This window comes from Streptomyces bacillaris (genome assembly GCF_003268675.1).
GTDB classification, from domain to species: Bacteria; Actinomycetota; Actinomycetes; order Streptomycetales; family Streptomycetaceae; genus Streptomyces; species Streptomyces bacillaris.
Genome location: NZ_CP029378.1, coordinates 6,110,307 through 6,131,149, shown reverse-complemented (window position 1 = coordinate 6,131,149; position 20,843 = coordinate 6,110,307). Strand labels below are relative to the sequence as shown.

The following is a 20,843-nucleotide window of genomic DNA, read 5'->3' as shown; positions in this document are numbered from 1 at the left end:
GTGCCCGGGGGCTCGACCCCGGCGCTGAGCCCGGTCGGTCAGGCGCTCTTCTCGGCGTGTGCGCGGACCGCGTCCGCGAACGCCTCGCCCCGCTTGTTGTAGTTGCTGAACATGTCCATCGAGGCGCAGGCCGGGGCCAGCAGTACCGTATCGCCCGGCCGGGCGAGCCGGGCGGCGTGCTCGACCGCCTCGGACATGGCCCCAGTGTCGGTGCGGTCGAGGTCGACCACCGGGACTTCCGGGGCGTGTCGCGTCAGGGCTTCGCGGATCAGCGCGCGGTCGGCGCCCATCAGCACGACCCCGCGCAGCCGCTTCGCCGCGCCGGTGACCAGCTCGTCGAAGGTGGCTCCCTTGGCGAGGCCGCCGGCGATCCAGACGATGGAGTCGTAGGCGGCGAGGGATGCCTCGGTGGCGTGGGTGTTGGTGGCCTTGGAGTCGTCGACGTAGGCCACCTCCCCGATGTCCGCGACGTGTTCGATGCGGTGGGCGTCGGGGCGGAAGGTGCGCAGCCCGTCCCGTACGGCGGCCGGTTCCACGCCGAAGGCGAGGGCGAGGGCGGCGGCGGCGAGCGCGTTGGCGATGTTGTGCGGGGCCGGCGGGTTGACGTCGGAGACCTCGGCCAGCTCCTGGGCCTGCTTCTGGCGGTTGGCCACGAAGGCCCGGTCGACGAGGATGCCGTCGACCACGCCGAGCTGCGAGGGGCCGGGCGTTCCGAGGGTGAAGCCGATGGCGCGGCAGCCCTCCTCGACGTCGGCCTCGCGGACCAGCTCCTCGGTCGCGGGGTCGGCCGCGTTGTAGACGCAGGCGACCGTGTTGCCCTCGTAGACCCGGCCCTTGTCGGCCGCGTATGCCTCCATCGAGCCGTGCCAGTCGAGGTGGTCAGGGGCGAGGTTGAGGACGGCGGCGGAGTGGGCGCGCAGGGAGGGCGCCCAGTGCAGCTGGTAGCTGGAGAGTTCGACGGCGAGGACGTCGTACTCCTGCTCGCCGAGCACGGCGTCCAGCAGCGATACGCCGATGTTGCCGACCGCAGCGGTGCGCAGCCCGGCCGCTTCGAGGATCGAGGCCAGCATCCGTACGGTGGTGGTCTTGCCGTTGGTGCCGGTGACGGCGAGCCAGGGGGCGGCCTTGCGCCCGTTGTCGCCGCGCAGCCGCCAGGCGAGTTCGACGTCGCCCCAGATGTCGACGCCCGCCTCGGCGGCAGCCAGGAAGAGCGGTTTGTCCGGCTGCCAGCCGGGGGCGGTGACGACGAGTTCCGTGGACGGCGGCAGGGTGGCGCCGTCGCCGAGGCGCACGGTGATGCCGAGCGCCTCCAGTTCGGCGGCCTGCGCGCGGGCGCGTTCGTCGTCGCCGTCGTTGACGACGGTGACGATCGCGCCGCGCTCGTGCAGGGCGCGGGCCGCGGGGATGCCGCTGACGCCGAGTCCGGCGACGGTGACGTGCTTGCCCTGCCAGTCCACGGTGCTCACTTCTTGGCTGCCCATCCCGCGTAGAAGAGGCCGAGGCCGACGATCACGCACATGCCCTGGATGATCCAGAAGCGGACCACGACAAGGACTTCGGACCACCCCTTGAGTTCGAAGTGGTGCTGGAGCGGTGCCATCCGGAAGACCCGCTTGCCGGTCATCTTGAACGAACCGACCTGGATGACCACGGACATGGTGATCATCACGAAGAGGCCGCCGAGGATGGCGAGCAGGAACTCGGTGCGGGAGAGGATCGCGAGGCCCGCGAGGGCGCCGCCGAGGGCGAGCGAACCGGTGTCGCCCATGAAGATCTTGGCGGGCGAGGTGTTCCACCAGAGGAAGCCGAAGCACGCGCCCATGAGGGCTGAGGCGACGACGGCGAGGTCGAGTGGGTCGCGTACCTCGAAGCAGGCGCTGGGGTTGGTCAGCTTGTCCGCGTTGGCGCAGGACTCCTGGAACTGCCAGAGGCCGATGAAGGTGTAGGCGCCGAAGACCATCACCGAGGCACCGGTGGCCAGTCCGTCCAGACCGTCCGTCAGGTTCACGCCGTTGGACATGGCGAGGATCATGAACAGCGCCCAGACGCAGAACAGCACCGGGCCGATCGACCAGCCGAAGTCCTCGACGAACGAGAGCCGGTCGGAGGCGGGGGTGTTGCCCCGGGAGTCCGCGAACTGGAGCGAGAGCACCGCGAAGGCGATGCCGACGATCAGCTGGCCGGCCATCTTCGCCTTGGCCCGCAGCCCGAGCGAACGCTGCTTGACGATCTTGATGTAGTCGTCGAGGAAGCCGACGAGGCCCATCCCGGCCATCAGGAACAGGACGAGGAGCCCGGAGAGGCTCATCGACTCGCCCGTGATGACCTTCGCGAGGACGTACGCGATGAGCGTCGCCAGAATGAAGGCGATGCCGCCCATCGTGGGCGTGCCCTTCTTGCTGCCGTGCGTGCGCGGGCCGTCGTCCCGGATGAACTGCCCGTATCCCTTGCGGGCCAGCAGCTTGATCAGCAGCGGGGTACCGACCAGGGTCAGGAAGAGCCCGATGGCCCCCGCGAAGAGGATCTGCCTCATCGGCCGGCGACCTCGCCCTCGGTCGCGTTCTCCAGCAGTGCCTGGGCGATCTTCTCCAGGCCGACCGACCGGGACGCCTTCACCAGCACGACGTCTCCCGGGCGCAGTTCACTGCGCAACAGGTCGACGGCCGCCTGCGCGTCGGACACGTGCACCGACTCCTCACCCCACGAACCCTCGTTATATGCGCCCAGTTGCAGCCAGGAGGCTTCTCTGCCCCCGACAGCGACGAGCTTGCTGACGTTGAGCCGGACGGCGAGCCGTCCGACCGCGTCGTGCTCGGCGAGCGACGCGTCACCCAGCTCGGCCATCTGACCGAGCACCGCCCAGGTGCGCCCCCCGTCGGCCGCTCGGGCCTGGCCCATGGCAGCCAGCGCACGCAGTGCGGCTCTCATGGATTCGGGGTTCGCGTTGTAGGCGTCGTTGACGACCGTCACACCGTCCCCGCGCTCGGTGACCTCCATGCGCCAGCGGGAGAGGGTGCCCGCCTCCGAGAGCGCCTCGGCGATCTCGGTCACGGACATGCCCAACTCATGGGCGACGGCGGCCGCGGCGAGCGCGTTCGACACGTGGTGCTCACCGTACAGGCGCAAGGTCACGTCGCTGCACCCGGTGGGTGTGTGGAGCTGGAAAGCGGCCCGCCCGTCGGGGGTCATCCGGACGTTCTCGCCCCGTACGTCCGCTTCCGGGGCTTCTCCGAAGAGCAGGACGCGGGCCTCGGTGCGCGAAGCCATCGCGCGTACGAGCGGGTCGTCGGCGTTGAGCACGGCGCAGCCGTCCCCGGGGAGCGCCTCGACCAGCTCGCCCTTGGCCCGGGCGATCGCCTCGCGGCTGCCGAACTCCCCGAGGTGGGCGGAGCCGACGTTGAGGACCAGACCGATGCGGGGCGGGGTCAGCTGGGCCAGGTAGTGGATGTGCCCGATGCCGCGGGCGCCCATCTCCAGGACCAGGTGCTGGGTCTCGGAGGTGGCGCTCAGGGCGGTGAGCGGCAGGCCGATCTCGTTGTTGAGGGAGCCCGGCGTCCAGACCGTGGGGGCCTTGCGCTGCAGGAGCTGCGCGATGAGGTCCTTGGTGGAGGTCTTGCCCGCGGAGCCGGTGAGCGCGACGACGGTGGTGCCGAGGCGTTCGACGACGGTACGGGCGAGGGCGCCGAGCGCGCCGACGACGTCGTCCACGACGATCGCCGGAACGCCGACGGGGCGGGCGGCCAGGACGGCTGCCGCGCCCGCCTCGACGGCGCGCTGCGCGTAGTCGTGGCCGTCCACCCGTTCGCCGGCGAACGCGGCGAACAGGCTGCCGGGCGCGACCTCGCGGGAGTCGATGACGACGGGGCCGGTGACGGTGACTGCCGGGTCCGGTATGCCGTGCGGCTGCCCGCCGACGATTTCGGCGATCTCGGCGAGGGAAAGGGTGATCACTTGGTCATCCCTGACTGTTGTTCTCGTGGTGAGGGGCGCGGTCCGGTGCGCCGGTGCGCCCCCGGGACCGCTCGATGGCGTCGTGCAGGACCTTGCGGTCGTCGAAGGGGCGTACGACCCCGTGGATGTCCTGGCCCTGCTCGTGGCCCTTGCCGGCGACGAGGACGGTGTCGCCCGGTTCGGCGCGGGCCACGGCGGCGGCGATGGCCGCGGCGCGGTCGGCGTCGACCAGGACGTCGCCGCGCTCGTGGACGGGGACCTCGGCGGCGCCGGAGAGCATCGCGGCGAGGATCGCGAGGGGGTCCTCGGAGCGGGGGTTGTCGGAGGTCAGGACGGCGGTGTCGGCGAGGCGGGCGGCGGCGGCGCCCATCGGGCCGCGTTTGGTGGTGTCGCGGTCGCCGCCGCAGCCGAGGACGATGTGCACCCGGCCCTCGGTGACCTTGCGCAGGGAGCGCAGGACGGATTCGACGGCGTCGGTCTTGTGGGCGTAGTCGACGACGGCGAGGTAGGGCTGTCCGGCGTCCACCCGCTCCAGCCGACCCGGGACGCCGGGGACGGCGGCGATGCCGTCGGCGGCGGTCTGCGGGTCGACGCCCGCGACGGCCAGGGTGACGATCGCGGCGAGGGTGTTGGCGACGTTGAACGGGCCGGGCAGCGGGGCGCAGGCGGTGATCCGCTCGCCCTGGGGGCCGACGACGGTGAAGGTGCTGTCCTGGGGGCCGACCTTGACGTCCTCGGCGTGCCAGTCGGCGTCCGGGTGGCCCTCGGCGGAGAAGGTGGTGACGGGGACGCCGGACTCGGTGATGAGCCTGCGGCCGTACTCGTCGTCGAAGTTGACCACGCCGCGGTGGCTGCGCTCGGGGGTGAAGAGCTGGGCCTTGGCCTGGAAGTAGTCCTCCATGCCGGAGTGGAACTCCATGTGCTCCGGGCTGAGGTTGTTGAAGACGGCGACGTCGAAGACACAGCCGTCGACCCGGCCGAGCACGAGGGCGTGGCTGGAGACCTCCATGGCGACGGCCTCGACGCCGCGTTCGCGCATGACGGCGAAGAGGGCCTGGAGGTCGGTGGCCTCGGGGGTGGTGCGCTCGGACTTGATGCGCTCGTCACCGATGCGCATCTCGACGGTGCCGATGAGCCCGGTGGGGCGTCCGGCGGCGCGCAGGCCGCCCTCGACGAGGTACGCGGTGGTGGTCTTGCCGGAGGTTCCGGTGATGCCGATCTGGAGGAGGCCGATGCCGGGCCGCCCGTAGATGTCGGCGGCCAGCTCGCCCATGACGGCGCGCGGGTCCTCGGTGACCAGGACCGGCAGGCCGGTGGCGGCGGCGCGGTCGGCGCCGGCCGGGTCGGTGAGGACGGCGGCGGCGCCGAGGCCGGCGGCCTGGGCGGCGAAGTCGGCGCCGTGGAACCGGGCGCCGGGCAGGGCCGCGTAGACGTCGCCGGGTCGCACGGCCCGCGAGTCGTGGGTGATGCCGGTGACCTCACCGGGTCCGGCCGCTTCGACGCCGAGCCGGTCGGCCAGCTCGCCGAGGGGGGTGGGCCGGAGCCGGTCCGGTCGGGGCGCTCCCGGGTAGGTCACAGGCGCGTCCTTCTGAGAGGTTTGGGACTGATCAGCGTGGGGCACGGCGGTGAGCGTACCGGGCCGGTACGGGCTCTCGCGAAGCGAGGCACCGGGTCCCGGGAAGTTCTCGTTCCGGTTCCCGGGATCGGGGGTGATGGTTGTCACTGAGGGTTCCCTTTGGGGAGATGCTCGCGCATCCCCGTGTTCACTCGCCGGGTTTGAAGGACACCGGCAGCCGGGGCGGCTTGCTGCCGGACGGTGGGACCTGGAGCGTCTTGAGCGCGAACTCCATGACCTGCTTGTAGATCGGGCCGCAGATCTGGCCGCCGAAGTAGCTTCCCTTGGTGGGGTTCTGGATCGCGCAGTAGACGGTGATCTGCGGGTCGTCGGCCGGGGCGAACCCGGCGAAGGATGCGGTGTAGCCCTTGTAGACGCCGCGGACCGGGTCGACCCGGTTGGCGGTGCCGGTCTTGCCCGCCACCCGGTAACCGGGGATGGCGGCCTTGGTGCCGGTGCCCTCCTGGTCGTCGACGACGGACTCCAGCATGGCCGCCAGGGTCTTGGCGGTCTTCTCGCTGACCACCCGGGTCTCCTCGGGCGCGTCGGCGGGGGTGTAGCGGCCGTCGGCGCCCTTGGTGCCGCGGACGAGGGTGGGGGCGATGCGGACCCCGCCGTTGGCCACCGTGGAGTAGACGGAGGCGGCCTGGACGGCGTTGATGGAGAGCCCCTGGCCGAAGGGGATCGTGTACTGCTGCGAGGTCGACCAGTCCTTGGGGGGTGCGAGGAGGCCGGGCGACTCGCCGGGGTAGCCGAGGCCGGTCTTCTTGCCGAGGCCGAACTTCCGCAGGTAGTCGTAGAGCACCTGGTTGGACTCGGCCTGGGTCTTGCCGAGCTGACCGGTTGCCAGGATGGTGCCGATGTTGCTGGACTTGGCGAGCACCCCGTTGAGCGTGAGGTACCAGGTGGGGTGGTCGACGTCGTCCTTGAAGAGCCGGTCACCCCGGGGCAGCCGGTTGGGGACGGTGACATGGGTGCCGGGCGTGGCGACCCCCTCCTCCAGCACGGCGGCGATCGACATGACCTTGCTGGTGGAGCCGGGCTCGTACACGTCCTGGAGGGCCGCGTTGCCGAGCGAGGCGGAGGTGGCCTGGGAGAGGTCGTTGGGGTCGTAGCCGGGCGCGTTGGCCATGGCCAGCAGCTCGCCGGTACGGGTGTTCTGGACGATCACGTAACCGCGGTCGGCCTTGGACTTGGCGACCTGGTCGCTGATGGCCTTCTGGGCGGCCCACTGGATGTCGCGGTCGATGGTCAGCTCGATGTCGGAGCCGGGCACGGCCGGGATCTCGCTGCCTCCGGCGGTGGGGACGCGGCGGCCGCCGGACTGGGCGTAGCGGATCTTGCCGTCCTCGCCCGCGAGCTGCTGGTCGAGCTGTGATTCGAGTCCGCCGCCGCCCTTGCCGTCGGCGCTGACGAATCCCAGTATCCCGGCGGCGAGGTCCCCGTTGGGGTAGACCCGCTTGGTGGTCGGCTCCTGGAGGACCCCGGCCAGGACGTTGGCGCCGGTGCCGCCGTCGCGCTCGTCCTTCAGGGCCTTCTCCGCGAGGACGGCCTTGAGGTCCTTGATCTGCTTCCAGACCTGGGGCGTCTGCCGGTAGGCGAGCACGGTGTAGCGGCTCTTGGGGGTGGAGAGCTTCTTGACGATCTCGTCGACGTCCTTGCCGAGGATCGGCGCGAGCAGGGCGGCGGCCTGCTGGGGCGCGTCGGGAGCCTTGCTCTCCTCGGGCGTGAACAGCTTGGGGTCGGCCGTGATGTTGTGCGCGTCGACGCTGGTGGCCAGGGCGACGCCCTTGCGGTCGGTGATCTCCCCGCGCTCGGCGGCGACCGTGTACTCCAGGTAGCGGTTCTTCTCGGCCTTGGCGGCGTACGCGGTGGCGTCGACGGCCTGGACCTGGAGGAGCCGGGCCACGAAGAGCAGCATGACCAGCGTGAGCCCGAGGCTGACGAGCCGGAGCCTGGGGCGCGCGCTGCCCAGGCGCAGGGTGCGGGGCGCGCGCCCGCGTGCGGTGGTGCGGCCGGGGGCGGGGCGGGGGCGGCGGGCCGGGGGGCGTGCGCCGGAGCGGCCGTTGGCCCCGTTACGGGGGCGCGCCGGGCCGGGTACGCGGCGGCGCGGCGGTTCCTTGGGCGGCACTGCGTCACCTGCCGGGGGTGGTCGGGGGCGGGGTCGGGGTCGCCGGGGGGTTCTCCGTGGCGGGGGCCGGGGCGCTCTGGGCCTGGGGCTCCGGGGGCGCTCCCGGTGTGGGGGTGGCGTCGGCGTCCGGGGAGGCGCCCGGAGCGGCCGGGGGTGCGCCGTCGGCCGCCGCGTCGGCCTGCGCGCCGCCTGCGGGCGTCGCGCCGGGGCTCGCTCCGGCGCTCGGGGCGGCACTGGGATCGGCGGCGGCATCGGCACTCGGGCTGGGGCTGGGCGACGGGGGCGGGGCGGTGGCCGTCGTGGGGACCCCGCGGACCGTGCCGTCCGGGTTGAGGAAGGCGGGGCTGCCGCCGGGGACCATGCCCAGCTCCCGGGCGCGGCGCTCCAGGGCGCCGGGCTGGGAGTAGCTGTCGACGTCGCGCTGAAGGGCCTGCTGCTCGTCGGTCAGCTCGGTGGTCTCCCGCTTGAGCTTGCTGAGCCTGAACGACCCTTCGTTGAGCGCCGAGTTCAGCAGGAGCAACGTGATGAGCCCGCCGCCCAGCAGGAGCACGACCAGGAGGACGAAGGGGGTGCGGGCCGCGCTGCTGGGTCCCGTGGACGGCAGCATCCGGGCGAGCCGTCCGGCCCGCCCTTTCACCGGTGCGGTCGGCCTGCTCACCGCGCGCCCCCCGAGGTGCTCATCGCTCGTCCTCCCGGATGCGCTGGGCGCCGCGCAGCCGGGCGGGGGCGGCGCGCCGGTTCTCGGCGACCTCCTTCTCGGTGGGCAGCTCGGCGCCCCGGGTGAGGAGCTTCAGGCGGGGCTGGTAGCGCTCGGGGACGACGGGCAGGCCGGGGGGCGCGGTGTTGGCGGCACCGGCCGCGAAGACCTGCTTCACCAGCCGGTCCTCCAGCGAGTGGTACGAGAGCACGGCGATCCGGCCGCCGACGGCGAGGCTCTCCACGGCCGCCGGAATGGCCCGCTCAAGGACGCTCAGCTCGCCGTTGACCTCGATGCGCAGGGCCTGGAAGGTCCGCTTGGCCGGGTTGCCGCCGGTGCGCTTGGCGGCCTGCGGCAGGGCGTCGCGGATCAGCTCGACGAGCCGGGCGCTGTTGCTGAACGGCTCCTTCTCGCGCTCGCGCACGACGGCGGAGACGATCCGCTTGGCCTGCTTCTCCTCCCCGTACGCGCGCAGGATCCGCACCAGTTCGCCCGGCGGGTAGGTGTTGAGCACCTCGGCCGCGCCGATGCCGGTGGTCTGGTCCATGCGCATGTCGAGCGGGGCGTCCTGGGCGTACGCGAAGCCGCGGTCGGCCTCGTCGAGCTGCATGGAGGAAACGCCGAGGTCGAAGAGGACGCCCTGCACCTTGGGGACGCCGAGCCGGGCGAGGACGTCGGGGAGTTCGTCGTAGACGGCGTGGACGAGGGTGGCGCGGTCGCCGTACGGGGCGAGCCGCTCGCCGGAGAGCCGCAGCGCCTCCTTGTCCCGGTCCAGGGCGATCAGCCGGGCGGTGGGGAAGGCCTCCAGCAGGGCCTCGCTGTGGCCGCCGAGGCCGAGGGTGCAGTCGACGACCACGGGCTCCGGGTGGGCCTGGTCCCGCAGAGCCGGGGCCAACAGGTCCAGGCACCGCTGGAGCATCACCGGGACGTGTCGGGTCTGGCTCAATGCGCCCTCTCAGGCTCTGTCCCGCGCGGCCGGTACGTACGTCCTGGTCCCCGCCCGCTCCGAAGGGGAGGTCCGCCGGCGCCGGGGAAGGGGCGTCGGCCGACCGGGAGCGGGAGAGGGCCGGGCCGCACGTACGCCGCACATCACGGGGGAAAAACGGAATATGCAGGAGGTGCAGGGTGTGCGAGGTGGGGGTGTGACGGGTTGTTACTACGTTCGAGGTGGTGACTTCGCGTTACTTTAGTCCACCCTGCCATTGGTTCGATTCGCGATCAACGAACCGGGCAGCGCGTCGCGCCACCCGTCCGGAAGCGGCGACATCACCCGGGTGGGCGCGTTTCCTGGTGCTTGTGGGTTAGCTCACAACAAGCCGCGTTGACGTTCTTTGTCCGCTCTCACAGCCCGCCCGGGGCAGGTGGGAAGGCTAACGTCGTAGCCATGTCGACTTCAGCTCACTCCCCCGCCCCGTCCGTGACGCCCACCGCCACGGCGGTCCGCGAGGGGGGCCAGGTCACCGATCAGCTGGTCGAGGCGAACTCCCGGTACGCCAAGGGCTTCCGCGACCCCGGGATGGACGCCAAGCCGGTCCTCCAGGTAGCCATCGTCGCCTGCATGGACGCCCGTCTCGACCTCCACGCCGCGCTGGGTCTCGAACTCGGCGACTGCCACACCATCCGTAACGCCGGCGGGGTCGTCACCGACGACGTCATCCGCTCGCTCACCATCAGCCAGCGGGCGCTCGGCACCCGCAGCATCGTCCTCATCCACCACACGGGCTGCGGTCTGGAGTCCATCACCGAGGAGTTCCGGCAGGACCTGGAGCGCGAGGTCGGCCAGCGGCCGGTCTGGGCGGTCGAGGCCTACACCGACGCCGACCAGGACGTGCGCCAGTCGATGCAGCGCGTGCGGACCTCGCCGTTCCTCCTGCACACCGACGACATCCGCGGCTTCGTCTTCGACGTGACCACCGGCCTGCTCCGCGAGATCGAACCCGCTTCCTGACCCTCCCGTCCCCGACCCCTTCCGCACCGGCCCACCCCGGCCCCACCCCGCTCGTTTCCGCGGTCCGATCCCCGGTCCACCGCGCAAAACGCGGCAGAGACTGACAAATCGCACCCACTTATCCACAGGCAAGTGACACGAAGCGGTAACGGCAACAAGAATGCGGGTGTGACCTCCTCCGGGCCTTCCGGAGGAGTGTCCGAATTTCGGGGTGGGCCGGGCGGGTACGTTCGTCGGCCCATGCGCAAAAAGGGCCGAGGAGGGCCGGGTGACGACCTATGACGATCGAGCGAGCCTCACTGATCTGACGACCACGGTGGAGCGGGTGCGCAGGTCGGTGGAGGGTGTGATCGAGGGCAAGCCCGAGGTCGTACGGCTCTCGCTGACCGTGCTGCTCGCCGAGGGCCATCTCCTCATCGAGGATGTCCCCGGGGTGGGCAAGACCATGCTGGCCAAGGCGCTGGCACGGTCCATCGACTGTTCGGTGCGCCGCATCCAGTTCACACCGGACCTGCTGCCGTCCGACATCACCGGTGTGTCGATCTTCGATCAGCAGCGGCGCGACTTCGAGTTCAAGCCCGGCGCGATCTTCGCGCAGATCGTGATCGGCGACGAGATCAACCGCGCCTCGCCGAAGACGCAGTCGGCGCTGCTGGAGTCGATGGAGGAGCGCCAGGTCACCATCGACGGGCACACCTACGAGCTGCCCGACCCCTTCATGGTGGTGGCCACCCAGAACCCGGTGGAGATGGAAGGCACCTACCCGCTGCCCGAGGCCCAGCGCGACCGCTTCATGGCCCGGGTCTCCATCGGCTACCCCAGCCCGGAGGCCGAGCTGCAGATGCTCGACGTGCACGGGGGTCTCTCCCCGCTGGACGACCTCCAGCCAGTGGCGCACGCCCACGACATCGTGAAGCTGATCGACGCGGTCCGTACGGTGCATGTCGCCGACGCCGTGCGGCGGTACGCGGTGGAGCTGGTCGCGGCCACCCGCAACCACCCCGACCTCAGACTCGGCGCATCCCCGCGCGCCACGCTGCACCTGCTGCGCGCCGCGAAGGCCTCGGCGGCCCTGTCCGGCCGCGACTACGCCCTGCCGGACGACGTCCAGGCGCTGGCCGTGCCCGTCCTCGCCCACCGGCTGCTGCCCACCGCCCAGGCCCAGTTGAACCGCCGCACGGCGGAGCAGGTGGTGCTGGAGATCATTCAGCGCACCCCGGTCCCGGCCTCGGGCGGCGCCGCCGTGCCCCCGGACCGGACGGGGAACGGGGCGGCCCGCCCGCTCTACGGCCAGCAGCAGCCCGGCACCCGGCGGCTGTGATGACGGCCGGCGAGCCCGGCGCCGTACAGGACGGCTCCAGCAAGGGCGGGCTGCGCGCGGCCCTGGGCGGGCTCACCACCCGGGGGCGCTCCTTCCTGGCCGCCGGGGTGGCCGCCGCCGTCTGCGCCTATGTCCTGGGCCAGGACGATCTGCTGCGCGTCGGGCTGCTGCTCGCCGTGCTGCCCCTGGTCTGCGTGGTCGTGCTCTACCGCACCCGCTACCGGGTGACCGGGACCCGGCGGCTCTCGCCGTCCCGGGTGCCCGCGGGCGCGGAGGCCCGGGTGCACCTGCGGATGGACAACGTCTCCCGGCTCCCCACGGGGCTGCTGATGCTCCAGGACCGGGTGCCGTACGTGCTGGGGCCCCGGCCCCGATTCGTGCTGGACCGGGTGGAGGCGGGCGGCCGCCGCGAGGTGTCCTACCGGGTCCGTTCCGACCTGCGCGGCCGCTACCCGCTGGGCCCGTTGCAGCTGCGGCTCAACGACCCGTTCGGGATGTGCGAGCTGACCCGTTCCTTCAGCGCGTACGACACCCTCGTCGTCGTCCCGCGTACGGTGCCGCTGCCGCCGCTGCGGCTGGCGGGCGAGGCCTCGGGGTACGGGGACGGGCGGCAGCGCTCGCTCGCCCTGGCCGGTGAGGACGACATCATCCCGCGCGGCTACCGCCACGGCGACGACCTGCGCCGGGTCCACTGGCGCTCCACCGCGCGCTACGGCGAGCTGATGGTGCGCCGCGAGGAACAGCCGCAGCGGGCCCGCTGCACGGTGCTGCTCGACACCCGGCAGGTCGCCTACGCGGGCGCCGGGCCGGACTCGGCGTTCGAGTGGGCGGTCTCGGGCGCGGCCTCCGCGCTGGTGCACATGCTGGAGCGCGGCTTCGCCGTACGGCTGCTCACGGACGACGGGAACGCGGTGCCCGGCGAGGGGTCCGACGGCTTCGCGGGCTCGACCCAGGAGTCCGCGGACTCGGCCGGTCTGATGCTCGACACGCTGGCGGTCGTCGGCCACTCCGACGGCGGCGGGCTCTCGCGCGCCCACGACGTGCTGCGCGGCAGCAACGAAGGGCTGCTGATCGCGTTCTTCGGCGATCTCGACGAGGAGCAGACCTCGGTGGCGGCCCGGATGCGGCAGCGCGCCGGGGCGGGGGTCGCCTTCGTGCTGGACAGCGCCCGCTGGACGGGCGACAGCTCCCCGGCCGGCCAGGCGGCTGCGGGGCGGGCCGAGGAGCGGCTGCGGCAGCTCCGGGAGGCCGGCTGGACCGCGGTGCCCGTGCCGCCGGGGGCCGAGCTGCCCGCGCTGTGGCAGCTGGCGGGGCAGCTCCGCGCCGACACAGAGTCCGCCGGTATCGGCGACCCGACAGGTTTCCCGGGGGGATGGTCATGAGCGGGCGGGCCAGGCTGGCGCTGTGCGCCTTCGCGGCGACACTCCTGGGCGCGGGGGCGCTGCTCCCCCTCGTGGAGGGGGCGGGCTGGCTCGCGCAGGCGGCGCTGCTGCTCGCGGCCCAGAGCGGGGTGGGCGCGCTCGCCCGCCGGGTTCCGCTGGCCCGGTCGCTGACGATCGCCTGCCAGATGCTGGTGACCCTGCTCCTGCTGACCCTGGTCTTCGCCCGGGACCACGCCCTGTTCGGGCTGCTCCCGGGCCCGCAGGCCGTGATGCGCCTCGGTGAGCTGCTGGCGGCGGGCGGGGAGGACATCGGTACGTACGCCATCCCGGCCCCGATGACGGACGGCATCCGGCTCGTGGTGGTCGGCGGGGTGGTGCTGGTCGGGCTGGCGGTGGACGCCCTCGCGGTGACGTTCCGCAGCGCGGCCCCGGCCGGACTGCCGCTGCTCGCGCTGTACTCGATCGCCGCGGGGCTCGGTGACGGCGGGACGGGCTGGCTCTGGTTCCTGCTGGCCGCCTCGGGCTATCTGCTGCTCCTGCTGGCCGAGGGCCGCGACCGGCTCTCCCAGTGGGGGCGGGTCTTCGGCGGTGCCCGCCGGTCCCCGGGCGGGCTGTCGGACGGGCTCTCCGGCCGGGGCGGGGGCCCGGCCGCCTCGGTGCGCAACGGGCGGCGCATCGGTGTGCTGGCGCTGGGCATCGCCCTGGTGGTCCCGCTCGCCCTGCCCGCCATGGACAGCGGTCTGCTGGGCTCCACGGGCGGTGGGAGCGGCCGGGGCGGCGGGGGCGGGACGATCTCCGCGGTGAACCCGCTGGTCTCGCTCAAGGACAACCTCAACCAGCCGGAGAACCGGGAGGTGATGACGTACCGCACCAACGCCCAGGACCCGCGCGATCTCTATCTGCGGATCCTGTCCCTGGACGAGTTCAACGGCAGCGAGTGGCGCTCCTCCACCCGGCGGCTGACGGATGTGCCCAGCCGCCTCCCGCAGCCCACCGGTCTGGGCCGGGACGTCGCCGTCACCGAGATCCGGACGAACATCTCCTCCTCGCCCTCCTACCAGCAGGACTATCTGCCGCTCCCCTACCCGGCGAGCGAGGTCTCGATCGAAGGCCGCTGGCGGTACGAGCCGGAGGGCCGCACGCTCATCGGTGACAAGGGGCAGAACACCGGCGGTGCGCAGTACGAGGTCTCCAGCCTGATCGTCGAGCCGACCGCGGCCCAGCTGGCGGCGGCCGGACGGCCCCCGCAGAAGCTGCTCCAGGAGTACACGCAGGTCCCCGACTCGCTGCCGGCCGTGGTGGCCGAGCAGGCCGAGGAGATCACCGAGGGGTCGGCCAACGCCTACGAGCGGGCCGTGAAGCTCCAGAGCTGGTTCGCCTCCGAGGGCGGCTTCACGTACAACACCTCGGTCAGTTCGGGGACCGGGTCGTCGGCCATAGCGCGGTTCCTCCGGGACAAGGAGGGGTTCTGCGTCCACTTCTCCTTCACGATGGCCGCGATGGCCCGGACCCTGGACATCCCGTCCCGGGTCGCGGTGGGCTTCACTCCGGGCGCGCTCCAGGGCGACGGCTCGTACTCGGTCGGACTGCGCGACGCGCACGCCTGGCCCGAGCTGTACTTCGAGGGGGTGGGGTGGACCCGGTTCGAGCCCACCCCGAGCCGGGGGACCACCCCGACGTACACCCTGCCGGAGACCCCCACGGGCGGTCCGAGCGATCCGGCGCAGCCGTCGGCCGGCGCCTCCGCCGCCCCGACCGCGGTTCCGTCCGCCCCGGAAAGCTGCTCGCCGCAGATGCGCCGACAGGGTGAGTGCGGCGAGTCAGCGGCCCCCGCCCCGGTCGCTCCGACCGACGGGGGCACCCCGGCGTCCACGGTCCTGCTGGTGGTGCTCGGCGCGCTCCTGGTCCTGCTGCTGCCCCTGCTGCCGCTGCTCTGGCGGACGCTGGCCCGGAACCGGCGGCTCGGTTCCGGGGGGCGTACGCCCGCGGACGCGGCCGCCAGGGTCCTGGCCGCCTGGCAGGAGGTCACCGACTGCGCCTGGGACTACGGCATCGCGCCGGACGAGTCGCTGACGCCCCGGAAGGCGGCGGCCCGGATCGTCCGGCGGGGCGGGCTCGACATCATGGCGGCCGAAGCGGTGCACCGGATCGCGGGCGCGGTGGAGCAGGTGCTGTACGCCCCCGAGCCGCGCCCCGCGGCCGGTCTCACCGAGGACGCGCTGACGGTACGGGCGGGACTCGACGCCTCCGCGGGCCGGGGCGCACGGCTGCGGGCGAAGCTGGCACCCCGCTCGGCCGTCCGGGTGGTGTGGGCGGTCTCGGACCGCTGGGCGTCGCTCGTCCAGCGGTGGACGGACCGCCCGGGCCGGGGACGCTGGTCGGCCCGCTGGCGCAGGCTCTCCCGCCAGCACGGCTGAGCGGCTGAGCGGCTGAGCGGCTGAGCGGCTGAGACACGAAGGCCACGACCCTGGCCCGCCGCCCGGTACTCCGGGCGGCGGGCCAGGGTCGTCCACACGGCGGCACGGCACACACCAACGCCCGGGGCGCAACGGCTGAGGGGCGCCCGCAGAATTGCGGGCGCCCCTCAGCCATCCGGGTCGTGCTTCGTGCCCGGCGCGGTCCGCCCCCGCCGTGGAGGCGGGGCGTGGGCCGGGAAGTGTCCTACTGGCCCTGCTCGTCGCGGCGGCGCTGCCACCGCTGCTCGATGCGGTTCATCACCGAGCGGCGCTGTCTGGGGCGGTGGCGCGAGCCGCCGTCCGCGGCGGCCTGCTGCTGTTCACCGGGCTTGGGCGCCTTGCGCCAGCCGGTGACCGCGAGCACGGCACAGCCGAGCATGACGAGGAACCCCACCACGCTGATCCAGATCTGCTGGGCGACCATTCCGGCCATGAGGAGCGCGATACCCACCAGGAAGCCAGCGACCGCCTGGTAGACCCTTTTACGGGTGTACGTACGCAGCCCGCTTCCCTCGAGCGCTGTCGCGAACTTGGGATCTTCGGCGTACAGCGCTCGCTCCATCTGCTCGAGCATGCGCTGCTCGTGCTCCGAGAGCGGCACGGGATCCTCCTCGTCGTCGGCCGCGGGGGCGACCGGTATGCGGCCCTTCCAGGATAGGCAGGGATTCGCCCCCGTGAAACCCGCCCTCTAGCGTTCAGCCAGTCCGGACCGCTATGTCGGCTCGGCTGCTGAGGCGTAGATTCCCCGACGACCGATCCGTCATGCCGGATGGTGTCCCCCGATCATACGGGGCTCCTGCCCGCTACGGGGGTCCCGAGTCCCACTCCGTCCGCAGCTTCGTTGCTGATCAGCCCCGTACCGGCCCGCGCGGGGGTTCCCGGGGGCCGGTCCGGACGGTCGGTTCAGGGGCGCTTCTCGCCCAGAACGTGCAGCTGGGTCGCGACGGAGTGGAAGGCGGGCAGCTCGGCGGCGGCGGCCTCCAGCTTGAGGAGCGCGTCCACGGCGCCGGGCTCGGTGTCCACCAGGACGCCCGGGACGAGGTCGGCGAAGACCCGCACGCCGTGCACGGCGCCGACCTCGAGACCGGCCCCGGAGACCAGCTCGGAGAGCTGCCCGGCGGTGAAGCGGCGGGGCACCGGGTCGCCCTCGCCCCAGCGGCCCGCCGGGTCGGTGAGCGCCTGCCGGGCCTCGGTGAAGTGGCCGGCCAGCGCGCGGGCCAGGACGGCCCCGCCCAGGCCCGCGGCGAGCAGGCTGAGGGCGCCGGAGGGGCGCAGGGCCGCCACCGCGTTCCGTACGCCCTCGGCGGGGTCGTCGACGTACTCCAGGACGCCGTGGCAGAGCACCGCGTCGAAGCCGCCGCGCTCCACGACGTCGAAGAGACCGAGGATGTCGCCCTGGACGCCCCGGACGCGGTCGGCGACCCCGGCCTCGGCGGCCCGGCGCTCCAGCGCGAAGAGCGCGTTGGGGCTGGGGTCGACGACGGTGACCCGGTGGCCCAGCCGGGCGGCGGGCACCGCGAAGTTGCCGGTGCCGCCGCCGGTGTCCAGGACGTCCAGGGCATCCCGACCGGCCGACGTGGCCTGACGGTCCAGAGCCTCCTTCAGGACCTCCCAGACCACGGCGGTACGGAGAGAGGCGCGGGGGCGCGGCTGGTCCGACACGGCAGATGACTCCTCGGCACGGGCCGCCGGGGACGGCGGAGCGTGAACAGTGCAGGTGGTGATGTGAGCGTCCACCACCCTATTGCCTCGCACCGCCGTCCCGGTCATCCGGCACCGGCCGTCTCATCCTGCGGCGGGCCTCCCCGTCCTCGGCTGCGGGAGGACCGGCTGGAGGACGAGCAGCCGCTCCACCAGGCGCAGGAAACGGTCGGCGTGGTGGAGCAGGTCGTCCGCGTCCCGGGCGCTGGCGGCGCCGGGCATGCCGGCCTCCGCGCGGGCCCGGCGGGAGGCGCCGGCGGCGAAGAGGGCGCTCCAGTCGGCCAGCTCGGGGGCCGTCTCCGGGAGGACGTCCCAGGCGCTGCGGATGCGGTCGCGATGGCGCTTGTTCGTCTCGGGGCGGCCCCGGGCGGCCAGCACGGCGGCCGCCGTGCGCAGGGCCGCGAGGTGGGCGGTGGCGTAGCGCTCGTTCGGTTCGGGGAGCACGGCGGCCTCGTCGAGGCCCGCGCGGGCCTTGGCGAGGAGGTCGAGGGCGGCGGGCGGTGCCGTGGTGCGGCGCAGCACGGGGTGCACATCGTCGGCGGGACCGGTCAGTGAGGGGGCAGGGCTGACGGCGCGGCGCCGCGGGGCGGCGGCTGCGGACGAGCTGGCCATGACGAACCTCCTGTCGTCGTGTGACGGCTCCCTGGCCGTCTGCATCCATGGTGGCGGCCCCCACTGACAATCGGTCAGAACCCTTCCCCGACCTGCTGTTTTGCTTCGAGCGCGAGTTCGGGCTAACTTTTTTGCACTGACCAGTCAGTTCAAAGATCAGGGGAGGGTCTGTGGAGAGCCCGCACGGCGCCGGAGTCGGCGCCGAGGACTTCGGACTCAAGGGGCCACGCGGCTGGGCCTTTCGCCATGTGGGGTTCAGCGCTCCGCCGGGGGCGCTCGTGGCGATCGAGGGGCCCTCGGGTTCCGGCCGTACCTGCCTCCTGCTCGCCCTGACCGGCCGCATGCGCGCCACCGAGGGCAGCGCCCGGGTCGGCGGGCTCGAACTGCCCCGCAAGGCGGCCCCCGTGCGCCGGATCGCCGCCCTCGGCCCCGTGCCCGGCGTCAGCGAGCTGGACCCCGCCTTCACCGTCGGCGAGCACCTGCGCGAACGCGCCCTCCTCCAGGGCCGTTACGGGGCTTCCCTGCGCACCCTGCTGCGGCCGCGCGCCGAGCGCCGGGCCACCGCCCGGGCACGGATCGACGCGGCCCTGGAGGCCGCCGGACTGGACACCGCCGCCCTGCCCAAGGCCGAACGGACCTCCGTACGGGATCTGGAGCGGCTGGAGGCGCTGCGGCTCTCCGTCGCGCTGGCCCTGATCGGCACCCCCCGGCTGCTGGCCCTGGACGACACCGACCTCAAGCTCTCCCCCGCCGAACGGGCCGACGCCTGGGAGTTGCTGCGGTCCATAGCCGCCTCCGGCACCACCGTGCTCGCCGTGTGCAGCGAGGCCCCCGAGGACGCCCTGACCGTCCGGACCACGCCCGTCGCCGAAGACGCCCTCACCAAGTCCGCGGCCGAGGACGCCCCCACCGCACCCACCACCGAGAAGGAGACGGCCGATGCGATCGCCGAAGCTGGCCGCGCTTGAGCTGCGGCGGTTCCGCAGGGGGAAGCTCCCGGCCGCCGCGCTGGTCGCCCTGCTGCTCCTGCCGCTGCTCTACGGCGCCCTGTACCTGTTCTCGTTCTGGGACCCGTACGGCAACCTCGACAAGCTGCCCGTCGCCCTGGTCAACAACGACAAGGGAGCCACCAGCGACGGCAAACGGGTCGAGGCGGGGGACGAGATCAGCAAGAAGCTGCTCGACTCCCAGGTGTTCGCCTGGCACGAGGTGAGTTCGGCGGAGGCGGACAAGGGCGTCGAGGACGGGACGTACTACCTGTCGCTGACGATGCCGTCCGACTTCAGCGAGAAGATCGCGTCCAGCGGCGGGGATTCCCCCGAGACGGGCGCGCTCCAGGTGCGGACGAACGACGCCAACAACTACATCGTCGGGCAGATCTCGAAGACGGTCTTCGGCGAGGTGCGCAACGCCGCCTCCACCAACGCCTCCCGGGGCTTCCTGGACCGCATCTTCATCAACTTCTCCGATCTGCACGACAAGACCGCCGACGCGGCCAAGGGCGCCGACGACCTCAAGGGCGGGATATCGAAGGCGAAGGAGGGCTCCAAGGAGCTGGCCGACGGCCTGAAGAACTCCAAGGAGGGCAGCAAGCGGCTCTCCGACGGGATCGTGAAGCTGAACACCGGCGCGGGCCAGGTCGCCACCGGCGCCCGGCAGGTGGCCGGCGGCACCCAGACGCTGGCCGACAAGGTCAACGGCATCGCGAACGACGCCCGCCCCTTCTTCAAGGAGCACGGCAAGGCCATCGGGGACACCGCCCGTCTGGTCTCCGAGGGTTCGAAGACCACCCGCGAGGAGCTGGAGCGGCTGGCGGCGCTCGCCCCGACCGCGGCCGCCGACGCCCGTACCGCGTCCGACGAGCTCGCCGGGGTGTACCGCACCCGGTGCGAGGAGGCGGCCGAGCCCGACGAGGCGTCCTGCCCGGCGCTGAAGAAGGCCAGTGAGTCGGCGGCCGACGTCGCCAAGGTCGCCGCCGACGTCAACAAGGTGGTCGGCGGCCAGAACGGCGAGCTGAAGAAGCTCACCGCCCATCTCGCCGACTTCCAGAAGCAGGCCGAGACGCTGGCGAAGCGCGCACCGGCCCTGGACTCCGACCTGGAGCAGGCGGTCAAGGACGTCAACGCCCTCAACACCGGTGCCCACAAGGTCGCCAAGGGCGCGGCCGACGTCTACAGCGGCCTCGGCAACGCCCGTACCGGCTCGGCCGACCTCGACACCGGCATGGGCAAGCTCAAGTCGGGCGCCGAGAACCTGGACGGCGGACTGTTCCGGCTCGGGGACGGCTCGGCCGAACTCGCCCAGGGGCTCCACGACGGCGCGGAGAAGATCCCGGACTACGACAAGAAGGACCGTGACGCCCGGACCGACGTCATGGCCGACCCGGTGAAGCTGGCCTCCAAGTCCCTCCACGCGGCGCCCAATTACGGCACCGGTTTCGCCCCGTACTTCATCCCGCTCTCCCTCTGGGTCGGCGCGATGGTCGCCTACATGATCATCCAGCCGCTCAACAAGCGGGCGCTCTCCACGGGCGCCTCCGCCTGGCGGATCGCCCTCGCCGGCTGGCTCCCGGTCGCCGCCATCGGTGTCCTCCAGGTCGGCGCCCTGATGGCCGTCCTGCACTGGGGCCTCGGCCTGGAGATGGCGCGCTCGGCCGGGACGATCGCCTTCCTGACCCTGGTGACCTGCTGCTTCGCCTCGATCGTGCAGTGGCTGAACGCCTGCTTCGGCGCGGCGGGACGCATCCTGGTGCTGGTGGTGCTGATGCTCCAGCTGACCTCGGCCGGGGGCACGTACCCCGTCCAGACCAGCCCCGGCTTCTTCGGCGCGATCCACCCGTACCTGCCCATGACGTACGTCGTGGAGGGGCTGCGCAGGCTCATCACCGGCGGTCCCCTCGGCCCGGTCTGGCTGGGTTGCGCGGTGCTGGCCGCCTTCACCGTCGGCGCGCTCGCCCTGACCGCCTGGACCGCGCGGCGCAAGCAGGTGTGGAGCCTGAGCCGGCTGCACCCGGAGCTGAGCCTGTGAGC

The 20,843-nt window shown here is 72.8% G+C and carries 16 protein-coding genes; 6 read left to right on the top strand and 10 right to left on the bottom strand.

The genetic code is table 11. The features are described from left to right. Positions 1-38: 38 nt before the first annotated feature. Genes murD through rsmH form a run of 7 tightly spaced genes read right to left on the bottom strand, consistent with a single transcriptional unit; the run spans position 39 to position 9,340 of the window. Positions 39-1,481 carry a UDP-N-acetylmuramoyl-L-alanine--D-glutamate ligase gene (murD, locus tag DJ476_RS26625; RefSeq protein WP_208853533.1) on the bottom strand — a complete coding sequence of 481 codons (1,443 nt, stop codon included), beginning with the start codon at positions 1,479-1,481 and terminating at the stop codon, positions 39-41. Beyond that, positions 1,463-2,533, bottom strand: a complete 1,071-nt coding sequence (mraY, locus tag DJ476_RS26620) for a phospho-N-acetylmuramoyl-pentapeptide-transferase (RefSeq protein WP_103421252.1) — start codon at positions 2,531-2,533, stop codon at positions 1,463-1,465. The genes murD and mraY overlap by 19 nt, the downstream gene beginning before the upstream one ends. Next, positions 2,530-3,951, bottom strand: coding sequence for a UDP-N-acetylmuramoyl-tripeptide--D-alanyl-D-alanine ligase (locus DJ476_RS26615; protein WP_112491734.1), 1,422 nt, complete (start codon positions 3,949-3,951; stop codon positions 2,530-2,532). The genes mraY and DJ476_RS26615 overlap by 4 nt, the downstream gene beginning before the upstream one ends. A gap of 4 nt (positions 3,952-3,955) precedes the next feature. Continuing rightward, positions 3,956-5,674 (bottom strand): UDP-N-acetylmuramoyl-L-alanyl-D-glutamate--2,6-diaminopimelate ligase, encoded by a 1,719-nt coding sequence (locus DJ476_RS26610; RefSeq protein WP_112491733.1) that lies wholly within the window; start codon positions 5,672-5,674, stop codon positions 3,956-3,958. 40 nt (positions 5,675-5,714) lie between these two features. Next, positions 5,715-7,697 (bottom strand): peptidoglycan D,D-transpeptidase FtsI family protein, encoded by a 1,983-nt coding sequence (locus tag DJ476_RS26605; protein ID WP_112491732.1) that lies wholly within the window; start codon positions 7,695-7,697, stop codon positions 5,715-5,717. A gap of 4 nt (positions 7,698-7,701) precedes the next feature. Next, the gene (locus tag DJ476_RS26600; RefSeq protein ID WP_112491731.1) at positions 7,702-8,355 is read right to left on the bottom strand and encodes an FtsB family cell division protein; all 654 of its coding nucleotides are present in this window, start codon (positions 8,353-8,355) and stop codon (positions 7,702-7,704) included. Between the two features lie 19 nt (positions 8,356-8,374). Continuing rightward, positions 8,375-9,340, bottom strand: coding sequence for a 16S rRNA (cytosine(1402)-N(4))-methyltransferase RsmH (rsmH, locus tag DJ476_RS26595; RefSeq protein WP_112491730.1), 966 nt, complete (start codon positions 9,338-9,340; stop codon positions 8,375-8,377). 438 nt (positions 9,341-9,778) lie between these two features. Between rsmH and DJ476_RS26590 the strand changes: the two genes are divergently transcribed. From DJ476_RS26590 to DJ476_RS26575, 4 genes are all read left to right on the top strand, one after another. Then, positions 9,779-10,342, top strand: a complete 564-nt coding sequence (locus DJ476_RS26590; protein ID WP_053561585.1) for a beta-class carbonic anhydrase — start codon at positions 9,779-9,781, stop codon at positions 10,340-10,342. A gap of 268 nt (positions 10,343-10,610) precedes the next feature. Continuing rightward, a complete protein-coding gene (locus DJ476_RS26585; RefSeq protein WP_070203200.1) occupies positions 10,611-11,663 on the top strand; it encodes an AAA family ATPase in 1,053 nt (350 codons plus the stop codon). Beyond that, positions 11,663-13,045: a DUF58 domain-containing protein gene (locus DJ476_RS26580; RefSeq protein WP_112491729.1), complete on the top strand. Its 1,383-nt coding sequence runs from the start codon at positions 11,663-11,665 to the stop codon at positions 13,043-13,045. Before DJ476_RS26585 ends, DJ476_RS26580 begins: the two co-directional genes overlap by 1 nt. After that, a complete protein-coding gene (locus DJ476_RS26575) occupies positions 13,042-15,462 on the top strand; it encodes a transglutaminase TgpA family protein (RefSeq protein ID WP_112492632.1) in 2,421 nt (806 codons plus the stop codon). Before DJ476_RS26580 ends, DJ476_RS26575 begins: the two co-directional genes overlap by 4 nt. A gap of 244 nt (positions 15,463-15,706) precedes the next feature. Here the strand turns inward: DJ476_RS26575 and DJ476_RS26570 are convergent, their stop codons facing one another. From DJ476_RS26570 to DJ476_RS26560, 3 genes are all read right to left on the bottom strand, one after another. Beyond that, the gene (locus DJ476_RS26570) at positions 15,707-16,102 is read right to left on the bottom strand and encodes a DUF3040 domain-containing protein (RefSeq protein WP_019764029.1); all 396 of its coding nucleotides are present in this window, start codon (positions 16,100-16,102) and stop codon (positions 15,707-15,709) included. A 302-nt stretch (positions 16,103-16,404) separates the two neighbouring features. Beyond that, positions 16,405-17,163, bottom strand: a complete 759-nt coding sequence (locus DJ476_RS26565; protein ID WP_103421216.1) for a class I SAM-dependent methyltransferase — start codon at positions 17,161-17,163, stop codon at positions 16,405-16,407. Between the two features lie 123 nt (positions 17,164-17,286). After that, positions 17,287-17,814: an SAV_6107 family HEPN domain-containing protein gene (locus DJ476_RS26560; protein WP_070203205.1), complete on the bottom strand. Its 528-nt coding sequence runs from the start codon at positions 17,812-17,814 to the stop codon at positions 17,287-17,289. A gap of 170 nt (positions 17,815-17,984) precedes the next feature. On the opposite strand from DJ476_RS26560, the gene DJ476_RS26555 reads away from it, so the two are divergent. Together DJ476_RS26555 and DJ476_RS26550 are read left to right on the top strand one after the other, a co-directional pair. Continuing rightward, the gene (locus DJ476_RS26555; protein ID WP_112491728.1) at positions 17,985-18,782 is read left to right on the top strand and encodes an ATP-binding cassette domain-containing protein; all 798 of its coding nucleotides are present in this window, start codon (positions 17,985-17,987) and stop codon (positions 18,780-18,782) included. Then, the gene (locus tag DJ476_RS26550; protein WP_070203207.1) at positions 18,754-20,841 is read left to right on the top strand and encodes a YhgE/Pip family protein; all 2,088 of its coding nucleotides are present in this window, start codon (positions 18,754-18,756) and stop codon (positions 20,839-20,841) included. Before DJ476_RS26555 ends, DJ476_RS26550 begins: the two co-directional genes overlap by 29 nt. The last annotated feature ends 2 nt before the right edge of the window (positions 20,842-20,843 follow it).